This is a genomic window from Thermoflavimicrobium daqui, from assembly GCF_003313465.1.
In the GTDB taxonomy this organism is placed as follows: Bacteria; Bacillota; Bacilli; order Thermoactinomycetales; family Thermoactinomycetaceae; genus Thermoflavimicrobium; species Thermoflavimicrobium daqui.
In genome coordinates, this window is record NZ_KZ845663.1 from 192,313 (window position 1) to 214,224 (window position 21,912).

Genomic DNA, 21,912 nt, shown 5'->3' on the forward strand with positions numbered 1-21,912 from the left:
TGAATTTAAGAATGACATAGAGTTTGGTCGAATTATACAACAACATTGACTACCATAGGTACTAGAGAAGTAAATATGAAGAGTGTGACCTTATTACTATAATCAAGCAAATCAAAGTAGAGTTTAAGAATCGCTTCCCCCCATAAATAAGTCAAAAATAAACCCAGTGATATATGTGGACCAAATCGAATTGCCGTTTTACTTTGAATCGAGTAACCACATATCCACCTACCAAAGACACATAAACAGGCACTTAATGTTGCACACCAAAAAGCAAGCAAAATATTGGGCCAGCCAACCACCAAAGCACCCATAATTAGAAGCTTTACATCCCCATATCCCAAGCCTTTTGTGAACCAACTTATAAGGCCACTTAACGTTCCAATAAATAAACATGCCCATAGATAAGTTCCCAAAGAAGCTCCATCAATCCATAAACGAAATAAGAGCAGGAAAACAAATCCACTATAAGTAAACCAATTTAAAATTAATCCTACCCATATATCTGTCAAAGAAGCAAGTAATAATAACCAAATAAATAGTAGAGCTAACCATAATTCCTTAGATTGGCCGAAAGATATGTAGACGAAATATGTCGCTACACTAACCATAAAAACAGACAACCATTGGAACCATAGTATATTTTTCACTTGGGTTAATCTTGGTGGATCAACTTTCCATTGCAAGAGCTTATAAGCGAGCCTCGGTAAAAAATAAGCAATACTCCCACTTAGCAAAATAAAAAATATCCCTTGCCAATCAACTCCCATATCTCATTCGCCCTTTGTCCAAATCAATATCGATGAGTCCAGCATCTATTAATTGCTGATAAGCTGTCTCTAGAGATTGCATTCCTTGTCCTTTTCCAGCTTGCATTAATGATTCGATTTGGTGTAACTGATCAGTGCGAATAAGATGACTGACAGCGGGGGTATTCAACAATACTTCAAAAGCAGCTACACGTTGATGACTTGAATTGCGAAGTGGAAGTAAGCGCTGTGAAATCACAGCTATAAGCCCAAACGCTAACTGTGATCGGATTTGAGATTGTTTCGAAGCAGGAAAAGCATCAATCATTCGATGGATCGCGGACATAGCTCTTCCCGTATGTAAAGTCGCCATAACTAACCGACCTGCTTCGGCCGCACGAATCGCAGCATGAATGGTCTCATAGTCACGTAATTCGCCGATATAAATCACATCTGGATCTTGTCGTAATGCTGTTCGTATCCCTTGTAAAAAACTTTCTGTATCTAGTCCTATCTCCCTCTGCTCAATCATTGACCGTCTAGGAGTATGTATATATTCAATCGGATCTTCTAAAGTAATGATCCGAAGCGAATCATGTTGATTAAGATGATCAAGCAAAGAGGCAAGCGTTGTTGTCTTACCACTACCCGTAGGGCCCGCAACCAGAAGTAGTCCTTGTTCTTGATGAATCAAGTTAAGTAAAATATCAGGTATCCCTATGTCCATGGGTTTTGGGATTTCTTGAGAAAATAAACGAATGGATAAGCTTGGAAGCCCTTTTTGAAAATAAATGTGTAAACGACACCGTATCCCTATAGGACTAACCAAACTAGCATCGATTTCCTTACGCTTATTAAACTTCTGAATCTCTTGAGGATGTAATGTTTGCGTGAGAAAGTCTTCGATATCCGTGAAAGTCATATGAACCGATTCAATCGGAACAAGCTGACCTTGTATCCGCATCCAAGCAGAAAAGTCAGATATATGTAGATCAGAAGCATGGCTTTGATATGCCATCTCAATCAAATCGAATATAGACAAAATGACTCCTCCAAGACTGACCTTCTTTCTAATATATCTTATCGAAACTTTAACAAGCTTTCTTTTACAATATTTTAACAATATAGAGGACACCATTAAGAATGATCACTTATTACTTTTCGTTCAAATAAAAACGTCCTTAGTAAATAACCAAGGACGCTCTCATCATTATTTAATACCCTTAGGAAGTAACTTTTAAGTATTTCCTCACCCATAACTATTCTTTTTCAAATAATAGTTTCTCCATCTCGTCTAACTTCTCTTTAAATACTTGGAAAGCAGCTCGTATGGGCTCGGAAGATGTCATATCGACACCTGCTTTTTTTAGAACATCAATTGGACCAGCAGAACTACCTGCTTTGAGGTAAGCAATATAACGATCTACTGCTGGTTTACCTTCAGATAAAATTTGCTTCGATAAAGCTGTTGCTGCACTAAATCCAGTCGCATACTGATAAACGTAGTAGTTATAATAAAAGTGAGGGATTCTAGCCCATTCCAGTCCAATCTCTTCATCCGAAATCACATGAGATCCAAAATACTTTTGATTTAGATCATAGTACAAAGTAGTAAGCTGTTCAGCAGTAAGTGCCTCTTTGCGCTGTACTTTCTGATGAATCAAGTGTTCAAACTCTGCAAATTGGGTTTGTCGAAACACAACTGCTCGAAAATCTTCTAATTGATGATTCAGTAAGTATAATCGTTTCTTTTTGTCTTGCATCGATTTATATAAGTAATCATTTAATAACTGTTCGTTACAGGTCGATGCCACTTCAGCCACAAAAATCGAATAATCACCATATGCATAGGGTTGGCTTTTTCGAGTGTAGTAGCTATGTACAGAATGCCCAAATTCATGAGCTAAAGTAAATAAGTTATCAATATTATCTTGCCAGTTCAACAAAATATATGGATTCGTCCCATATGCCCCTGATGAGTAAGCTCCACTTCGTTTCCCTTTATTCTCGTAAACATCTACCCAACGGTTATCAAGCCCTTCCTTGACGATCGAGACATACTCTTCACCCATAACGGCTAACCCTTTGAGCAAAACATCTTTCGCTTCTTCATAAGTATATTTTATTTTTACATCATCTACCAAGGATGCATAAACATCATACATGTGCAATTCATCTAAATTGAGTGCACGTTTTCGGATCTCCATATATCGATGAAGAAGAGGAAGATGTTCATGAACAGTCTCTATAAGCTGGTCATACACAATTTCGGGAATCTGATTCTCACTTAGTGCCGCATGCCTTGCTGAATGATAATTCCGAACGTGTGCTATGTAGTTATGCTTTTTCACTGTCGCACTTAGTGTACTGGCAAAGGTGTTAATATATTTACCATAAGTCTCGTACATCGCTGCAAAAGCTTCTTTACGTACACGACGATCATGACTCCGTAGAAACTGAGTATAACGACCGTGTGTGACCTCAACCTCATGCCCTTCTTCATCTTGAATCGTTGGAAATCTTAGATCTGCATTATTCAGTAAACTAAACGTAGTTTGCGAAGCATTCATGACTTCGGCCGCTCCGGCTATTAACGCTTCTTCCCTAGAAGATAGTACATGCTTCCGCTTTTGATCAATAATTTGCAGTGCATATTCATATACCTTTAGCTCTTGGTTTTCTTCTAGAAAAGATTGTAGTTTATGCTCATCAATCGCCAAAATCTCTGGTACTAGATAGGCTCTCGTACTTAATGCCTCTGTATAAAGACTAGCAATACGACTTTCTAAACCTTGATAAAATGTATTCGTTGTATCTTGATCAAACCGCATATGAGCATATGTATACAACTTTCCAATTCGCATAAATACTTCATCACACTTTTTCAAAGCTGCTAACAAGCTGGATGATGAATCCCCCAACTTTCCTTTAAACTCTTTTAGGCTTGGAATCGTTTTTCTAACGGTTTCAAACTCTTTTTCCCATTCTTCATCTGTCGCAAAAATATCTTCTAAACGCCAAGTATATTCTGTAGCTATCTCCGCACGATTGGGTAATCTTTTCACTGATTTAGACATTCTTTCGCCCCTTTTCTTTTGCTCTGCGATTAAGCCGACTCTGTCTCTTAAAACTCCTTATCCCAAACAAGCGGATAAGAGGTCTCCTAGCAAATAAAGCTCCTGTTGCTTTTGACCAATCAACAGCCCTAAATCACTTCATGGGTTTATTAAATATATACTAGCGCTAAGATGGTGGGCAGAATAGGTCTTGATAAGTTATATTTTCCCTTTCTTATAAAAACAAACTGCTTTTCCGTAACAAATGTTTCTCATTAACCTTCAATAAAAATTCATTTATAATCTAAATTATAATTTTCTTTTGTCCATCAGACTAGTATTCCGCTTTCCTCATTTGGTTATCGCTAAAAAAGCGATTTTATTATTCGCTTAATGACAAAGCTTCCCCTGTGAAGGTTGTCTTTCCTATTACATGGTATAGAATCTTCTCCCACCATTTTTCATGAATTTACCACTAATTTCACCGATAACCCTCCGTTTTAGAATAGTTGTGTATATAATAAAAGTAAGTAATAGCTAGTTGACAAACCGTTACCTTTTTCCTTTTACTAAAGCAAATAGTTGTTCAATTGGAATAAGAACTGGGTTATAAGGTAGTCATACGTATTCTAATGATAAAAGGAGCATTTCCATCTTATGTTATCGGTACAAAATCTAACAGGTGGATATTCTAGACATCAGCCCGTTATCCACCATATTTCACTTAACGTACAACCTTCTGAAATCGTCGGATTAATCGGTGTCAATGGTGCTGGAAAAAGCACTACAATCAAACATATTCTTGGTTTACTCACACCACATGAAGGAACGATTGAAGTGGATCGTACTACTCTACAAGCTGATCCTCTTCATTATCGTTCATCACTCGCTTATATACCAGAAGTTCCTCAATTTTATGAGGAGCTAACTCTTTGGGAGCATTTAGAGCTTACAGCACGAGCTTACCAACTTCCCAAAGACATTTTTAAGGAACGAGCCGAATTCTTACTACAAGCTTTTCGAATGAAAAAGGCTACACATTGGTTTCCACACACTTTTTCTAAAGGGATGCAACAGAAAATAATGATCCTATGTGCTTTCCTCATCGAGCCAAAACTACTTATCGTTGATGAACCGTTTATTGGTCTTGATCCATTAGCTATTCAAGCGCTATTGGACTTATTTTTACAACGCAAAAAAGAAGGAACAGCGATTTTGATGTCCACTCATATTTTAACTATGGCTGAAAAATATTGTGATCGTTTTGTCTTACTCCATGAAGGTCAAGTCGCTCTTTCAGGTACCCTCCCAGAAATGCGTGAACAGGCAGGACTTCCGCGGGCAACTCTTGAAGAACTTTTTATTCAGATAGCAAAGGATTCTTAAGATGAAAACAGACCAGCTTTTTATTAAACGCATGACGACTTCATGGACACAAGCGATACGAATTTTAATGATGGTTTTAAGTGGTGGGGGAACACCACTCGTTGTTGGAGTATTATTCATTCTTCTCTCTATCGCTTATTCACGTTTTTTGGTTTGGTTACCCAAAGATTTTCCTATTGCCGTTCTCGTTGCGATTATTATTTCGCTTCCACTTTCTATTGTTCGAATTCGAACATGGATACAAAAAGCTGATTTAACCTTTTTACTACCACTTGAAACGAAAATGAGGGACTATTTTAAGGTGAGCTTATATTATAACTGTGCTACATACCTAGCTCGCTTGACTTTGTTCCTATTGATCTTGTTACCACTTTATCGGTTACGATTTGGTACGATTAAAGACTTTATGGCTGTACTTATCGCCTTTTGTTTCCTTCAGGTGTGGAATATTATTGCAAGTTGGCTTGAGGATCGGCTACAACCATTTTATTCATCACGATTCATTTTTACTCTTTTTTTCATCCGCCTACTAATTACGGGTTGGCTTAGTTACATCACATTGATTTATGTTCATGCTAAGATATCTTTGGTGTTACTCTTTTTTATCCTTACAGTTTTACATACCTTCTTTCTATGGCGTATTTTTTCGAAAGCACCTCGTTTTCCGTATCCATGGATTCTATTTGCGAAACGAGAGCAAAAAATACAGGCAAAATATGTTTCTCTCGCAGGATGGTTTGTTGATTTACCGCAAGTTCGCTTTCCAGTCAAAGAACGAAAATGGATCACTTGGCTTCTTCCTAAGCTAATTCCTCAAGGAAAACCTTTTTCATATTTATATTGGCGAACATTCTTCCGACATAGCGAACTTTTTTCGATTTATTTACGTATCTTGTTGTTGGCCATCTTGATTATTGTGTTTCTACCTAATTTTTGGGTAGTATTTGGAACCATCCTTTTATGTATCTGGTTATTTGGGAGTCAACTTCCACAAATCACGAATCCACATCGCTACCCTATGTTTGTACAAATATATCCTATCGATCCAAAAGAACGGCGTACCAGCTTTCAAAAAATGTGTTGGATACTCATTAGCTTACTTTCTATCATACTTACACTTGTAGCTAGTTTCACAAACCTTTTATTATCTCAAGTCCTTGGCATAGGGATCACCGCTTTATTGATCAGCTTTTTCTTTAGCAATTTCTATTTACCAAGAAAAATAGAGAAAAGACCCTAAGGATACGATCAAATCCTTAGGGTCTTGGGGAGTATTTTCCAGAGAGCCATTTTCCGTCAGATTCCTACTGCTAACCTGCAAGAGAAGTAGAGATGTCCGCTTCAAAGCTCTCCTTCGAATCGACACCACTGGTAAAGACTATTTCTTTTGTAGTTGTTTTACATCTTGGGTAATTTGCTTCATATCTGGTTTTAAGCCATCATAAAATTTAATCACTTTACCGGTTTGATCAACTAGAAAAAACTGAGTTGGATGATTAAACAGTACGACATCAGGTGATGGGCTTTTTGCTTTATCAATACTTCCCTTAAACGTATCCATCGCCATTTTTTGAATATCTGTAAATGTATAGCCCGTTAAAAACGACCAATTCGCAAAATCGACTCCATGTTTTTCACCAAATGTCTTAAGCACTTCCGGTTTATCATATTCGGGATCTACACTAAAAGATACAAACTGTATATCAAGTCCTGCCTTCTTTAATTCTTTTTGAACATTTGCCATGTTGGCGGTCATAGGCGGACATACATTAGGGCAACGTGTAAAGACAAAATCGGTTAGCCAAATTTTCCCTTTCAAGTCTTTTAGCCCAAATGGTTTACCATTTTGATCTTTATAGTTAAAGTCATTGACTTTCCAGTTTAGATCTGCCACATTCGTATTTTGTTGATGGGTAGATGGATTATTTTGTTCAGATGCTTGGCCAGATTGATTGGTTGAGCATCCAACAATAAGACTTGCCATAAGTAAGATGATAACACATAATTGCCATGTCCTTTTCATATCAGACCCTCCTCTAATCTATTTATTAACATAGCACAATCCTCTTAAAACAAAAGGTCTGTCACAAATTTGTGATATAAAATAGCTCTTTTATACTATCTTTAATAAAAAACAGTCCATACTCGGACTGTAAATCGATGATTATGAGTTTCTCTATTCGCTATTCGTAGAGCGGCAAGAGAAACCCATTTATACGATATTTACTTTACATGCAATTTTTCTAGTTCGGATACAAGCAGGTGAGAGACACGCCAAATATCACCTGCACCCATCGTTAAAGCTAAATCACCCGGTTTTACTTGTGTAAGGAGATAATCGACAATCTCTTCTTTTAGGTCGATAAAGCGTGTATTTGGATTACTATTTTGTTTGGTTAGCTCAGCAAGCTTTTCTGCACTAACTCCAGGGATCGGTTCTTCTCCAGCTGGTGCATAGATCGTATTAATAATTACCACATCTGCTTCGGTAAATGCTTGGCTAAATTCTTGAAACAATAGATGAGTCCTTGAATATCTTTGAGGTTGGAAGATTGCTATAATTCTCCGATTTAAAGCCTTCGCTGCTTTGAGTGTCGCTTGAATTTCTGTGGGATGGTGTGCATAGTCATCTACAACTAAAATATCATCTACTTCTCCAATCACTTGAAAGCGCCGTTTTGTACTTTGAAACTGATACAAAGCTTTGGAAATATCTGCAAAAGAAACACCCACTTCTAAACAAGCGATCACAACTGCTAGTGCATTGGATACATTATGACTCCCAGGAACTTGTAAAGTGATATCACCTAAAACCTCCGTACCCTGTACCACTGTAAAAGTGGTTTCACGATCATGGAAACGAATATTTGTAGCATGATAATCTGCTGACTGATCCAGCGCATAAGTGACAATTTTACACTGGGCCTGTTTAACTAGTTCGCGAACATAAGGATCATCCACATTTAAAATAGCGATTCCCTCTGGGCGAACCTGACTTAAAAATTGTTGATAAGCTTGTTTTAAGTTATTGAAATCACCATCATAGTTTTCTAAATGGTCCGCCTCAATATTGGTAACTACGGCTATATAAGGGAAGTATTCGAGAAAAGTCCCATCACTTTCATCCGCTTCTGCCACAACCCATTCACTTTTTCCAGCTTTTGCATTTCCTTTTAAACTGACGATTTCTCCTCCAATAATATAGGTGGGATCTACCTGACAAATTTCTAAAGTTTGTGCGATCATGGAAGATGTGGTTGTTTTTCCATGTGCACCAGCCACAGCAATCCCCTTTTTATTATTAAGCAGTCGTGCTAACATCTGCGAACGATGTAGTGTTTCGATTCCCTTCTCTCTAGCTGCGACTAGCTCAATATTATCTGAAGCAATACTGGAAGAGTAAACAACGACCCCAGCACCATCAATATGGGCTTGATCGTGACCAATCGATACAACTGCACCCCGTTTTTCTAAGCCTTCAACCAGTTTATTCCTTGCTACATCTGATCCTGAAACATGATACCCTAAATCAAGTAAAACACGTGCGATGGCACTCATTCCATAGCCACCAATCCCTATAAAATGCACATGCTTTTTTTGGTTCATTAATTATCCACCAGCCTTTATTTACCTAGATGTCACAACCTATTCCTTTGTGAGTAACGACCGAACTTCCGAAACCAAGTACAAAGATCCCGTTATCAATAATAGATCATGGTCTAATGCATGCTGTTTCATAAAAGTTAAACCTTCGCTTGCCGAAGCAAACACATTCACTTCTTTTTCTGGAGCAATGGCTTTAACTTGCTCAGCTAATTCATGAGCAGACATAGATCGTGGTACATTCGCTACTTCTGTAATCACGAATTGGTCTACCAAAGGAATCAGGGGTTGCAATATTTCCTCTATTTGTTTATCACGCATCATCGCTATCATAGCAATACAACGATCATATGTATTCAACTCTTGGATAGCCTTTGCTAACGCCTTCATACCATCTGGATTATGTGCACCATCTAATAAAATAAATGGATTCTCTCCTACTTTTTCTAATCGACCAGGCCATACTACTTGACTCAGCCCTCTTTCATAATGCATCTCTTCTAACACCGTTGCATAATTTTGCCGGAGTACTTCCAAAGTCATGATAGCAGTTGCTGCATTTTGCAATTGATGTGAGCCCTTCAAAGGGATTTTTAATGAAGGCAAATTTTGGTATATATTTGTAAAGCGGAATATTTGGAAGTCTGCTGTTTGCTCTAAGAGAGTAATCGAAAAGTCTTTATTTACCTCATAAAGCCGACAATTTTTCTCTTCTGCAACTGATTTAATGACTTGGGCTGCATCTCTACAAATCGTTCCAGAAACGACTGGAACACCTGATTTGATAATTCCTGCTTTTTCTCTGGCAATATCTGTTATGGTATCTCCTAAAAACTCCCTATGGTCGAGTCCAATCTGGGTAAATACAGAAACAAGTGGGATTACGATATTCGTAGCATCCCATTTTCCACCTAACCCTGTTTCCCATACAATAAACCAAGGAGCTTCCTCATAAGCGAAATAGCACAGGGCAACAAGTGTCCAATATTCAAAAGGAGAAGGAGCTCCTGGGCCTTCATCGATCATCTCTTGAATAAAGGGGTATAAATAATTCGCCCATTTAACAAAGGAATCATCTGAAATGGGTTTTCCATCCACTTGAATTCGTTCATTCCATCTTATTACGTAGGGAGAAATAAATAATCCTGTTTTATATCCAGCTTCTCTGAGTACGGAAGAAATCATGGCAGCTGTCGAACCTTTCCCATTGGTTCCAGCAATATGAATAAACTTACATCTGCGTTCAGGATGATTTAACTTCTCTAGCATCCATTCCATTCGTTCTAAACCGGGTTGGATTTTAGCAGCACAAGTTTCATTCATCCAATGTAAAACATCTTCCGCTTGCACAAAAATAGGGCTCTGACTCATCCTACTTCGCTTCCCTTCATAAAGATCTCTGTAGTAAATACAATGATCTATACTTTGTTCATTTTGCACGTGAAGCTTAGAATTTGTCAATAACAAAAGGAGGGGGTAGGTGGTATGCCTACCCTTTTATTTCTGCTAAACGAGCTAGTACTTTTTCTCTCTTAGCTTTATACTCTTCTCCTTTTTGCCGTTCGGCTTCCACGATCTGCTGTGGTGCTTTGGCTACAAAGCCCGGATTGGCTAATTTCTTCTCAACCCTTGCTACTTCTTTATCTAGCTTTTCCAATTCACTTTGAAGCCGAGCGACCGTTTGTTCAATATCGACTAAACCAGCAAGTGGCAAGAATAGTTCTGCACCTGTTACAATAGCAGTCATCGATTTGTCGGGACGTTTTAGCTCAGGATCTAACCACAACTGACTAACTCCACAAAGTCTTTTGATCGCCGCCTCATTGTTCCGGAATGTTTGAATCACCTCAGCACTTGGGCGAATCAATAACTCAATCTGATGTTTAGGGGCAACTTCCATCTCTGCTCGGATATTTCGAACCGCACGAATCGTTTCGATCAGAATTTGCATTTCTTGCTCAGACTCAGGAGCATAGAAGGTCGAATTTTCTTCAGGCCATGCAGAAATCGTAATACTTTCACCGTCGACCGGCAGATGCTGCCAAATCTCCTCCGTAATAAATGGCATCGTAGGATGTAACAAGCGTAGTGATTGGTCTAGAACATGTACCAATACAGCTTGTGTGGTTCGTTTGGCAATCTCATTATCTCCATAGAGTGGTAATTTGGCAAACTCAATATACCAATCACAAAAATCATCCCAAATAAAATTATATAAAGCACGTCCCATTTCTCCAAATTCGTAGCGTTCCAATAACCGAGTCACATCTTTGATCGTTTCATTCAGACGATGTAAAATCCAGCGATCAGCTATAGAAAGATCACCCGTTATTTTTAGTTCCTCTTCGGATACACCTTCGATATTCATCAATACAAAACGAGACGCATTCCAAATTTTATTGGCAAAGTTACGAGCAGATTCAACTCGCTCATATCGGAAACGTTGATCATTCCCAGGGGTACATCCTGTAGAAAGCATAAAGCGCATAGCATCCGCACCATATTGGTCAATCACATCCATCGGATCCACACCATTACCGAGGGATTTGGACATCTTTCGACCTTCAGCGTCACGGACAAGCCCGGTCATCAGTACATCTTTGAATGGCTTTTGATCTACAAATTCAAGTGCTGTAAAAATCATACGTGCAACCCAGAAATAAATAATGTCATAACCTGTAACCAAAACATCCGTTGGATAATAGCGTTTAAGATCAGCTGTTTCCTCAGGCCAACCCAAAGTGGAAAAGGGCCATAGAGCCGAGCTAAACCAAGTATCTAGCACATCCTCATCTTGTCTCAGTTGTTTGCTGTGACAAGATGGACAAGCATCTGGGGCCGTTCGAGCAACGGTCAGTTCACCACAATCATCACAATACCATGCTGGAATTCGGTGTCCCCACCACAGCTGACGAGAAATACACCAGTCCCGAACATTTTCAATCCAATTTAGATAAATCTTTTCAAACCGATCAGGTACAAAACGAACGCCTTCCTTATCCTTCTGAAGTTCAATTGCCCGTTTCGCAAGCGGTTTCATCCTCACAAACCATTGTGTTGATAAGTAAGGCTCAACCACCGATCCCGAACGCTCACTATGACCAACCGAATGGACATGCTCTTCAATTTCTATTAAAATCCCAGCCGCTTGAAGATCTTTAACAATACGCTTTCGACATTCAAAACGATCCATACCTTGATATTGTCTAGCATTTTCATTCATTTTGCCGTCTTCATTCATAACGACGATCTGCTCTAACCCATGACGTTGTCCCATCTCAAAATCATTTGGGTCATGGGCTGGGGTAATTTTCACCGCTCCACTACCAAATTCAGGATCAACATATTCATCTGCAATAATCGGAATCTCTCGCTCTACAATCGGTAATATGACAGTTTTTCCGATGAGATGCTGGTATCTTTCATCCTCTGGATGAACAGCAATTGCAGTATCTCCAAGCATCGTTTCTGGGCGTGTTGTTGCAACACGTATATAACCTGACCCATCTTTTAACGGGTAATTCATATGATAAAGTGCACCTTTTACTTCTTTATGAATTACCTCAATATCTGATAAAGCAGTCCGAGTTACAGGGTCCCAGTTGATGATATACTTTCCACGGTAGATTAATCCTTTTTCATAGAGGCGAACAAAAACTTCTTTTACTGCATTGGAAAGCCCTTCATCAAGGGTAAACCGTTCTCTAGAGTAGTCAATCGAAATGCCCATTTTTCTCCATTGACGTGCAATGTTCTTGGCATAAATATCTTTCCATTCCCAAGCCTTCTCGAGAAACTTTTCTCTACCTAAATCGTGACGACTAACCCCTTCTTCCCGTAATTTTCCTTCTACTCTCGCTTGTGTCGCAATCCCTGCATGATCCATTCCTGGAAGCCATAATACATCATATCCTTGCATCCGTTTGAAACGAATCAACATATCCTGCAATGTATTATTGAGAGCATGACCAATATGAAGGTTTCCGGTAACGTTTGGTGGTGGAATCACGATAGTATATGGGACTTTATTTGGGTCTTTCCCAGCTTCAAAAAATTTCCCATTTAACCAGAAATCATACCACTTTTTTTCAGCTTCATGCGGATTATAAGCCGAGGGTAAATGACTTTTAATTTCCTGTGCCATCTGGCATCCTCCTTTATACATATAAAAAAACCTTTCATCCTCAAAGGACGAAAGGTTTGTTTTTCGCGGTACCACCTTTGTTCACTATACAAAAGCATAGTGCACCTTCATTCCATAACGGACTGATCCGGTTAGTCCTACTTTGATTGTTCAGACTAACAGCTCCAAGGCGACATTCAGCAATGCATGCCCTAAGAAACCTTTCAGCCATGGGTTTCTCTCTCTAAAGGGTGCTCTTGCTTACTCCTCCTTGTCATAGCTTAAAAATATAAACGTTTTCTATTTATATTATTCTACACTGGTTATTTTGTGAAGTCAAATTTGTGGGGCGGCACAAGTAATTGGGTACCCATTTTGTGAAAGCCGGCAATATCAATTAAATACCTATAAAAAAGCCCCTAGCTAGCTATACGTCACATTTGTAAAATTTAGAAATTAATGCACTACACCAAATATTTTCTTAATAGTCGCATACATCATCGTGGGATCTGCTAAAAATGCCAATAAAAGGACAGTACATAATAACATAATACTTAAAAATAATACAAAGAAAACTCCACGATAGACTTTCCTAATTAAGGTTTTCACCAATCGCCAATCCCCTTCCTAAATCATCCTGCTGCTTTCATTTTAACATATTCTTATTCTGCCTGTTTTGTACCTATCTGTCTAGTGAACGATTCTTTAACTTCTATCCCCCTTCCTAAAAAAGTGCTCCCACTTCAAGCTAACGAAGTGGGAGATTAACCTCTGTTAGGTCATATTTTTTAGATTCATTGATTGTTTGTCCAACTCTTGCATTCCAGTAGTGTTAACCCAAACCAAGTGACATTTCCAGTCATATAATTTGGATAAAGGAAAATTTATTTCCTTCGCGAATATTTTTCAATCATTGGATAGAAGGGATTTTTATGATCAAAGCATTTCTGTTAGCACTTAGCCTTTCTTTTTCCATTAAGGGACTTCAAATACTCGTTAGGAAAAAGCAGACCAAAAAAGTAAAAAAATCGAGTCAGTTGGATGATAAGGATGATGCAACTTAGTAAAAAGGAATGGGTGAGTCTAACTAATTAGATCAGTTTGACTCACTCATTCCCAATCTAAACACACTCCATTACTTTTTCCTTTTTCCTTTACTTTTTTCGTTTGTACGGTCTGTAGCAGATCGCTTTGTACCCAAACGGACCTTCGTAGACCATAAACTTTGCACCACTTCTTGAATGGCTTCAATATGCTGAATTTCTCCGTCTAACTTCTTTACATAATCCGCTTCAGTAGATAATTTAGGTTGTGCAATATACCTTCGAACTGTTTTGATAACTCGCTCAGGATAAGCTAGATAAATCGCTAACAATCTTTTTTCTTTTGGAAGCAGGGGATTTTCTTGTTGATATGCTTCTAAAAGCCGAACTAAATCTTGCGTTTCTCCTTTTTGTTCCACAAATCGATGTAAAAACATCGCTACATCCCGAACTGGGCTATCTACTTGTGCATGATCAAAATCAATCCAATAAAACTGATCACCACTTACGATTACATTACTCGGATGAATTCGGCGATGACAAATGGTAAATCTAGGAGCTTTTCCTGATTCAGTTTCTACAAATCGTTCTAAACCACGAATCGCAAAATCAAAATTCCGCTCAATCATATCCCGTTTTTGTTCTAATACCTTCTCAAACGGAGAACAAAACTGCCGTTCACCTTCTTTAGTCAAAAAGAAAAGTTCCTCTTTTTTTTCCTTCCACTCTTTAGGTATCTCTTTACTAATTTGTGTGGCTAACTCAGGATAAGGATCAACCATCGCTTGCGCCAAGTGATGTAATTTTCCAAGTGAGCGGATCAGTTGAATGGAGGAGAGATGTTGACTTTCGTCTACTTGTTTCCACTGAGTCGCATACCAGTTTTCATCATTCACTGATACGACAGGCTCTTCGTCTTGAGAAGAGATCCACGGAAGTAGATGGGAAAAGCCAGCCTCCTGCACTCCTTCTAACATATGATGAAGTACCATCAACTTTGCTTTTGATTGCTTTGCTTTTTTTAGTGCATAAATGGACCCATCTCGGTCTGTTATTTTCCATATTTTGCCGAATTGTTGGATTTTACTTGGAGTCCATCCATAAAGCTGAATTACTTTAGTTAAGCTGGGGTTATAATTTGACGTAAAAGACAAAGTTTAGGCCCCCTTCTTCTTTCCCTTAATTTCCACTAGGCCCTATTCTTCTCGATTGAGGGATGTATAAAATTTCCCCCTCTTCGATATAGTCCGAATTCAATTGATTGACTTCAATTAATTGATCTTTTGATACCCCAAAGCGATCTGCTAAATACTCAACAGACTCACCTTTTTGTACGATAACCATACGCATCGGCTTAAATGTTTCACCTTTACCCCGTACAAGCCAACGAATCCAATCTAGTCCTTCCTGTTCCTCCTCCAGTTCTGCTTTTTCCTGTCTGAATAACTCTTCCTTATCCTCATGCTCATGATCTTCTTCTATAGCTTCATCTTGTAATTGAATTGGACTCTTTTTTGCAACCATTTTTTCTTCTTCATCTGAGGTATCCATTTCTTTGGAAGTGGGCATGGAGAAGTCAATCTTTGTCTCTTTTGATACAATCTCTTCTTCTACTGGAGAGTAAGAGACTAACTCTTCGGCAGGCAACTCTTCTTCATTTTGATCTCCTTCTGCTAAATAAGCTACTTTTGCTGGAGAGGCTGAAAAAGCGAGTTTGTCAGCTTCAGTTGTTTCAACTTCAGGCAGTAATCCATCAATTAGTAAGATGGCTTCGATCTGAAGCTCAAAAGGAGATAAAACTGAGTAGTCAAAAGATTCCACTTCTGCTGAAACGTAATTGGGCTCTGCCCGGTTTGCTGGAAGCGTGATTTCAACGGGAATCACATAGGCAATCTCTTCACGTATTAAATTTTCGAGGTGAACTTCTTGTTCATCTTTATGAACTTCATCTCCCAGATACAAACCATTTAAGCGTAAAAATCCATGAATTCTCAGATGTTGTCCTTCGTCTTTAATTTCCACATCGGGAAGTAAGTTTAACTCCAACAAAGTACCTATTCCGGGCTGTTGTGGGTGTAATGTCACTTTTTCAGAAATATCGAAGCGGAGTTGCTGAAACTCCTTTTCTGCCAATCGAAATCCCTCCTTGATCCGATCTCTTATTCTGGGATCTTTCTTCGTTTGATGTTGAATTAGGCTCCAATTTTTCTACTGTATTGTATCTATATGCATAGAAAATAGGTATATACCGATTCGCTTGCTAGTTATGAAGAGCAAACTTAAGAAATGATTATAACTTATCCAAAATCACTCATCTTTGAGCTGTTCATCTTTTTAAACTGATTCTGTTTTTCATGACACTTCACTCTCTCATATAGATGTAATTATAGTTTATGACCATAGAGAGAGATAGAATGTTATACTATCATAGATATACAAAAACTCCAGCACAAACGCTGGAGTTCATTCAAATTTATTTTTCTATTAGACATGGATTTATTCTAAATGTTCCAATGCATAACGGTTCGCTTGAATGGTACGTTCTATATCTTCATCGGTATGAGCTAATGAAATAAACATTCCTTCAAATTGGGATGGAGGAATTAACACACCTTGCTCTAACATGAAGCGGAAATACTGTGCAAAACGTTTTTGGTCTGACTGTTTTGCTTGATCATAGCTAACCACATTTTCTCCAGTAAAGAAAAGACAAACCATCGAGCCAACTCGATTAATATGGTGAGGAATCCCTAATTGCTCTGCATTTTCTTTAATTCCTTTTTCCAATCGGCGACCTTTTCTTTCTAGTTCTTCATAAGCCTCATGGGTCATTTCTTCTAAGGTAGCAATCCCTGCAGTCATGGCAATTGGATTTCCCGATAATGTACCTGCTTGATAAACAGGTCCAGATGGAGCAATTTGTTCCATCAGCTCTTTCTTCCCACCATAAGCACCAACAGGAAGTCCCCCACCAATCACTTTCCCCATGGTTGTTAAGTCAGGAGTTACTTGGTATTTTCCCTGCGCTGAATAATAGTCGACTCTAAATCCAGTCATTACTTCATCAAAAATAAGAACCGTTCCATACTGTTCGGTGATCTCACGCAGCCCTTGCAAAAATCCAGGTTGTGGTGGGACAACCCCCATGTTCCCAGCCACAGGCTCAACAATCACAGCTGCAATATCTTCACCAAACTTTTCAAACACCAGCCGAACACTTTCTAAATCATTATATGGAACAGCTAACGTATGCCTTGCTGTTTGCTCTAAAACACCTGGGCTATCAGGTAATCCAAGGGTAGCTACACCTGAACCTGCTTTTATTAGTAAACTATCTGAATGACCATGATAGCTTCCTTCAAATTTTAAAATCTTCTGGCGTCCTGTATAAGCTCTAGCTAAACGCAATGCACTCATTGTCGCTTCTGTCCCTGAATTAACCATCCGTACCATATCCACGGATGGCATGCGTTCAACCACCATTTGTGCAAGCTGTGTCTCGAGCTTAGTGGGTGCGCCAAAACTCGTTCCTTTCGCCACTGCTTCTTGTACACTCTTTACTACTTTTGGATGAGCATGTCCAATAATCAAAGGTCCCCAAGAGCCGATAAAATCAATATATTCATTGCCATCTATATCCCATATATGAGAACCTTTTCCTTCAGCGATGAAAACAGGATTCATCTGTACCGATTTGAAGGCACGAACTGGTGAATTTACTCCACCAGGAATCCATTTGACAGCTTCCTGATAGTTCGCAATCGACCTTTCATACCCTTTATGCATCCAAATTCACTTCCAATCCCTACCAGAAATTAGTTACTTCTATTCACTCGTTATTGTAACTCAAAACCAAACAGAACTCACGGAAGAGCTAAGTATTTTTTTCAACAGATTCATTAAGAGCCTGATCATGAACTCTTATTTTGAAGACAACTCACTTGTTTTAGGTATTTGAAACTTTTGATAGACATAAAAACAAACGAGTGGGATTACCAAAAAACTACTCATAATAATTAACATGATTTGCGAATGAAACTTTTCATATAAAATCCCACCGATCAGGGGTCCAAGCATCCGTCCAAAAGTTCCTGCTGACTCTACAAAACCTTGAAATCTTCCTAACTTTCCTGCTGGAGCTAATTGGGCAGCAATAGCTGGAACACCAGTCCAAACTAAAATTTCTCCCCAAGTTAAGATCACCATTCCCAGCAGAAACCCAACATAGAACTGTACTTGGCTGATCAATAAGGTGGAACCAATAAATAACATGACTCCAAGCAAAAGCTGTGCTCTTAAAGCTACTTGCCATTTTCCAATCACCCAGGCCAAGAGAGGCTGAAAAAGCAAAATAACTAAGCCATTTATTGTCCATAAAAAACTATACTCCGAAAGTGAAAATCCTAAATTAGCCATATAAGAAGAGATATTCGTTTGCCATTGTACATAAACAATCCAACAAATCGAGAGCCCTATACATAATACGATAATGGGGATCAGTTGATCTTTACGTATCTTTTGGTAATGTTGCTCTTTTGGGCTGATTGCCTGACGGACATTAGGTACTAATAAGACGATTAGAAACAAAAAAATGACAAACACGAGAGCAATTCCTATAAATACATATGTAAAAGAAAATTGTGCCAAGAAACCACCCAAAGCAGATCCTACAGCAACACCTACATTACGAAATATATAAAGTAAATTAAATGCTTTTTGTCCACCCTCTGGCCAGATCTCTGTAGCCATAGCATGAAGCGAAGGAAAAACAATATTCACAAAAAAGCCATATAAACCCAAAATCAAAGCAAAAAAGAGCAATTCTGAGCGTAAAAGAAATGCAAGTGACATACCAGCAGCACAAATGCTACCAATTACAACTGTTTTCTTTCCGCCCATTTTGTCATGTAAAAATCCACCCAGTAAACTCCCTAATACACCCATTCCTTGGTATACGAACAAAATGCCTCCAGCTACAGCCTCTGAAGATCCTAATACTTTTACCACATAAATCGTTACTAATGGCCATAAAAAAGATAAACCGGTCAAATAAATAAAAGTACCGATTGCTAAAATCCAAACATTCCTCGGATACTCTTTTAACCTCATGCACTCTCCTGCTTTCCCCATCTTAAGTTTAAAAACACAGAAAAAAGCGACACGCAATTGTGCCGCTATTTTTAAAGAAGTTTTTAGGCCCTTCCATATATTTATAGAATACATTTTATTTCGTCATAATACTAGACCTTTGGTACTGGAAAAATGAACCAATTGTATAGTTGATTATGAAAATATAAATTATAAATAACATTAAAAAATTAAGACGTATATAAGCATAGGGTACTTTTTTAAAAAACATCAGTCTTCTTCAGCCTGTTCTAACCAAAAAACCTCTTCCAATGGTAATTGAAATACCTGAGCAATTTTCAACGCTAGCACAACTGAAGGAGAATAATCTCCTTTTTCGATAAAGCCAATCGTCTGACGGGACACACCGATCTTTGTCGCTAGCTCAGTCTGAGTTAGACGCTCCCGTACACGCAACTCTCTAATTCGGTTTTTTAACAAGCTGATTCAATCCTTTCCTTTTAATTCAATAAAGATAGTTATAGTATTCCCTTTTTCTTACTTTATTCTCCATATTAGCATATCTTTAGCATCTCATCTTAATAAAAAACACCTATCATTGATCTGAGTAGGTGTTTGGTCGAACTAATTTATGCATATTTAAATTTATTTTATATGTTATAGGTCTAAAATAATTCTTTCCGTCGATAAATAGCGTATAAAAATGCACATGAGGCCATAACAATAATAAGCGAAATAGCAAGAATCATGATTAATGATGATGGAGGTTGTTTCATTAACCATGCTCCTGGTGTTATATTTTCGTTAGTAATGTATTTAAATAGATAGGGTATAAATATAACGAACATAAACCCACAGATATATTGTGTTACTTGGACTTTAATTAAAATAGAAATAGGTAGATATATTGAAATATAAATACTCCAAATAATTGACCCAGCCAAAAAAACCTTAAGATTAAAATCTATCATCTGAAATTTAAAATCTGCAAAAAAGTAGTCAACTATTTTTGAAAGTGAAATAAGGAGAATAAATCCCAATAAAAGATACAGATAAAAAGCAATATATTTTCCAATAATTATTTTCGCACGTGAAACAGGTAAACTATTTAATATAACATCCATATTTACTTTTCGATCATTATCTAAGTTTTTAAAGCCAATTAAAAATGTAATCGCAATCACAGCACTTATAGCATCCCAAGAGGTTTTCAGTAAACCTATTGAAAATATAGTAATTAGAAATATGAAAGTTCCATTATAAATATTAATTAACTCTTTACGAATCAGAGCAAGCATCTGCGATCCTCCTCAATATGGTATAGCATGATATCTTCCAATGTGGCTCGCACAAAGGACACAGGACGATATTTTGCTTCAACCAAGGGAAATTGATTTGTAATAGCTGTATAATAATCGCCACTTTTATGTAGTCCAATCAACAAATTATCGCTAGTAGAAAATGGCGCATGATCTAACATCACTTTTTGAAAGCTACGCCCAATAACTTCAGTCCGCTCACTAAATATAAGCCGACCTTTATTAATAAAAGTAATCTCGTCAGCTATTTTCTCTAAGTCAGCCGTAATATGTGTAGAGAAGAAAATGGCTACATTATATACATTCACAATTTCCCGAATAATCTTAAGGAGCTCTTCTCGAAATACAGGATCAAGACCAGATGTTGGTTCATCCATAATAATTAGTTGCGCATGATGAGATAAGGCTATTGCTAAATATAGTTTAGTTTTCATCCCTTGGGATAAGTTTTTAATTTGGCGATTTAGGGGAAGCTCAAAGCGATTAGTATAGTAGTTAAAAAGATCATCATCCCACTCATCATAAAAAGGTGCAATCATAGCTTTACACATCTTAACACTTAACTCTTCTATAAAAAAATTTTGATCATAAACAAAACCAACTCGATTTTTAATATATTTTTGATTTTTATCATGTGGATATCCAAATAAACGGATATCTCCGCCATCCTTTCGAATCAGATTCATCATTAATCGAATCATTGTTGTTTTTCCAGCACCGTTTGGTCCAATAAACCCCATTACCTTTCCTTTCTGTAATTTAAAAGAAATATTACGTAACGCAAAATCGTCATATTTTTTATATAAGTTTTTCACCTCAATCACTGAATTCATCGAAAACTCCCCTTAACATTTAAATTTCTTATTAAACTCCACAACCTTATAATCTATACCAATTTTATATTTAGATATATAAGGTTATACTGAAAATATGTTAATATTATTTAACAATCTCATGAAATAGTAAAGCGTTTCCAATATTTTAGTCAAACAAAAATGTCCTTGTGGTATTCTTCCATAAATTATTGATTTATAACAATTTATTATATATTTTATAACTATATTTCTAAATAACCTCAATTTGTATAAAAGTCAAACTTTCAAACACATATTTTGTCAAATAAATTATTATATATCATGTTTAATTTATTTGACATTATATTATACTGTTTTTTTCAATGCTAATATTATTATATAAATTAATTAAAATATGCTTGATTCAAAAAATAAAGTTTGATATCTTTTAAATAGTAGGACGAATTATAAAACATAAGGAGGTTCGTCATGCTTAATAAAGAACAAACTATTCGTGCTTGGAAAGATCCTGAGTTTCGTGCAACATTAGAAAATCATGTAGGGCATCCAGCTGGAGAAATTTCTGAGCAAGAACTAGAAGCGATTGTTGGCGGTTCGGATACTCAACCTCAAACCACAGTACCATGTTTAGCTATTACTTTCAGTGTTTTTATGTGCAGTATCTAAGAAAAGGGTGAAGCCTATTCTTCACCCTTTTCTTATGAATGAATAACTATACATCATCATTAAA

General features: G+C 37.5%; 19 protein-coding genes and 1 other annotated feature. Of the genes, 4 read left to right on the plus strand and 15 right to left on the minus strand.

Annotated elements, in window-relative coordinates; genetic code table 11:
• Positions 1 to 32 precede the first annotated feature (32 nt).
• The 3 genes from DL897_RS00990 to pepF all read right to left on the minus strand — a co-directional run bounded on the left by DL897_RS00990 (position 33) and on the right by pepF (position 3,826).
• Positions 33 to 770, minus strand: coding sequence for a prepilin peptidase (locus DL897_RS00990; RefSeq protein ID WP_113657261.1), 738 nt, complete (start codon positions 768 to 770; stop codon positions 33 to 35).
• Entirely contained in the window at positions 760 to 1,791 is a 1,032-nt protein-coding gene (locus DL897_RS00995; RefSeq protein ID WP_240627227.1) for a type IV pilus twitching motility protein PilT, read from the minus strand. The genes DL897_RS00990 and DL897_RS00995 overlap by 11 nt, the downstream gene beginning before the upstream one ends.
• 217 nt (positions 1,792 to 2,008) lie before the next feature.
• Complete coding sequence (gene pepF, locus DL897_RS01000; RefSeq protein WP_113657263.1) at positions 2,009 to 3,826, minus strand: oligoendopeptidase F; 1,818 nt, start codon at positions 3,824 to 3,826, stop codon at positions 2,009 to 2,011.
• Positions 3,827 to 4,462: 636 nt separating this feature from the next.
• Between pepF and DL897_RS01005 the strand changes: the two genes are divergently transcribed.
• Both DL897_RS01005 and DL897_RS01010 read left to right on the plus strand, forming a co-directional pair.
• Positions 4,463 to 5,191: an ABC transporter ATP-binding protein gene (locus DL897_RS01005; protein ID WP_113657264.1), complete on the plus strand. Its 729-nt coding sequence runs from the start codon at positions 4,463 to 4,465 to the stop codon at positions 5,189 to 5,191.
• A gap of 1 nt (position 5,192) precedes the next feature.
• Positions 5,193 to 6,431 carry an ABC transporter permease gene (locus DL897_RS01010; protein WP_113657265.1) on the plus strand — a complete coding sequence of 413 codons (1,239 nt, stop codon included), beginning with the start codon at positions 5,193 to 5,195 and terminating at the stop codon, positions 6,429 to 6,431.
• Between the two features lie 138 nt (positions 6,432 to 6,569).
• Here DL897_RS01010 and DL897_RS01015 read toward each other — a convergent pair whose 3' ends face one another.
• The 5 genes from DL897_RS01015 to DL897_RS18070 all read right to left on the minus strand — a co-directional run bounded on the left by DL897_RS01015 (position 6,570) and on the right by DL897_RS18070 (position 13,526).
• Positions 6,570 to 7,214, minus strand: a complete 645-nt coding sequence (locus DL897_RS01015; protein WP_113657266.1) for an SCO family protein — start codon at positions 7,212 to 7,214, stop codon at positions 6,570 to 6,572.
• Between the two features lie 200 nt (positions 7,215 to 7,414).
• Positions 7,415 to 8,797, minus strand: coding sequence for a UDP-N-acetylmuramate--L-alanine ligase (gene murC / locus DL897_RS01020; RefSeq protein WP_113657267.1), 1,383 nt, complete (start codon positions 8,795 to 8,797; stop codon positions 7,415 to 7,417).
• Positions 8,798 to 8,836: 39 nt separating this feature from the next.
• On the minus strand, positions 8,837 to 10,165 hold the full coding sequence (locus tag DL897_RS01025; RefSeq protein ID WP_113657268.1) for a bifunctional folylpolyglutamate synthase/dihydrofolate synthase: 1,329 nt from the start codon (positions 10,163 to 10,165) through the stop codon (positions 8,837 to 8,839).
• Between the two features lie 118 nt (positions 10,166 to 10,283).
• Entirely contained in the window at positions 10,284 to 12,938 is a 2,655-nt protein-coding gene (locus DL897_RS01030) for a valine--tRNA ligase (protein WP_113657269.1), read from the minus strand.
• A 40-nt stretch (positions 12,939 to 12,978) separates the two neighbouring features.
• Positions 12,979 to 13,204: a binding site (T-box leader), on the minus strand.
• A 169-nt stretch (positions 13,205 to 13,373) separates the two neighbouring features.
• Positions 13,374 to 13,526: a hypothetical protein gene (locus tag DL897_RS18070; RefSeq protein ID WP_168188584.1), complete on the minus strand. Its 153-nt coding sequence runs from the start codon at positions 13,524 to 13,526 to the stop codon at positions 13,374 to 13,376.
• A gap of 323 nt (positions 13,527 to 13,849) precedes the next feature.
• On the opposite strand from DL897_RS18070, the gene DL897_RS18785 reads away from it, so the two are divergent.
• On the plus strand, positions 13,850 to 13,981 hold the full coding sequence (locus tag DL897_RS18785; protein ID WP_276308536.1) for a hypothetical protein: 132 nt from the start codon (positions 13,850 to 13,852) through the stop codon (positions 13,979 to 13,981).
• A gap of 71 nt (positions 13,982 to 14,052) precedes the next feature.
• Here the strand turns inward: DL897_RS18785 and DL897_RS01035 are convergent, their stop codons facing one another.
• The 7 genes from DL897_RS01035 to DL897_RS01065 form a co-directional block, all read right to left on the minus strand.
• Positions 14,053 to 15,114, minus strand: a complete 1,062-nt coding sequence (locus DL897_RS01035) for a phosphotransferase (protein WP_113657270.1) — start codon at positions 15,112 to 15,114, stop codon at positions 14,053 to 14,055.
• Between the two features lie 25 nt (positions 15,115 to 15,139).
• On the minus strand, positions 15,140 to 16,093 hold the full coding sequence (locus DL897_RS01040) for a LysM peptidoglycan-binding domain-containing protein (RefSeq protein WP_113657271.1): 954 nt from the start codon (positions 16,091 to 16,093) through the stop codon (positions 15,140 to 15,142).
• Between the two features lie 363 nt (positions 16,094 to 16,456).
• On the minus strand, positions 16,457 to 17,746 hold the full coding sequence (gene hemL / locus DL897_RS01045; protein ID WP_113657272.1) for a glutamate-1-semialdehyde 2,1-aminomutase: 1,290 nt from the start codon (positions 17,744 to 17,746) through the stop codon (positions 16,457 to 16,459).
• A gap of 135 nt (positions 17,747 to 17,881) precedes the next feature.
• On the minus strand, positions 17,882 to 19,069 hold the full coding sequence (locus DL897_RS01050) for an MDR family MFS transporter (protein WP_168188585.1): 1,188 nt from the start codon (positions 19,067 to 19,069) through the stop codon (positions 17,882 to 17,884).
• 249 nt (positions 19,070 to 19,318) lie between these two features.
• Positions 19,319 to 19,528, minus strand: a complete 210-nt coding sequence (locus DL897_RS01055; protein ID WP_113657274.1) for a helix-turn-helix transcriptional regulator — start codon at positions 19,526 to 19,528, stop codon at positions 19,319 to 19,321.
• Positions 19,529 to 19,713: 185 nt separating this feature from the next.
• On the minus strand, positions 19,714 to 20,346 hold the full coding sequence (locus tag DL897_RS01060; protein WP_113657275.1) for an ABC-2 transporter permease: 633 nt from the start codon (positions 20,344 to 20,346) through the stop codon (positions 19,714 to 19,716).
• Positions 20,334 to 21,200, minus strand: coding sequence for an ABC transporter ATP-binding protein (locus tag DL897_RS01065; RefSeq protein WP_113657276.1), 867 nt, complete (start codon positions 21,198 to 21,200; stop codon positions 20,334 to 20,336). Before DL897_RS01065 ends, DL897_RS01060 begins: the two co-directional genes overlap by 13 nt.
• A gap of 450 nt (positions 21,201 to 21,650) precedes the next feature.
• On the opposite strand from DL897_RS01065, the gene DL897_RS01070 reads away from it, so the two are divergent.
• Entirely contained in the window at positions 21,651 to 21,848 is a 198-nt protein-coding gene (locus tag DL897_RS01070; protein WP_113657277.1) for a mersacidin/lichenicidin family type 2 lantibiotic, read from the plus strand.
• The last annotated feature ends 64 nt before the right edge of the window (positions 21,849 to 21,912 follow it).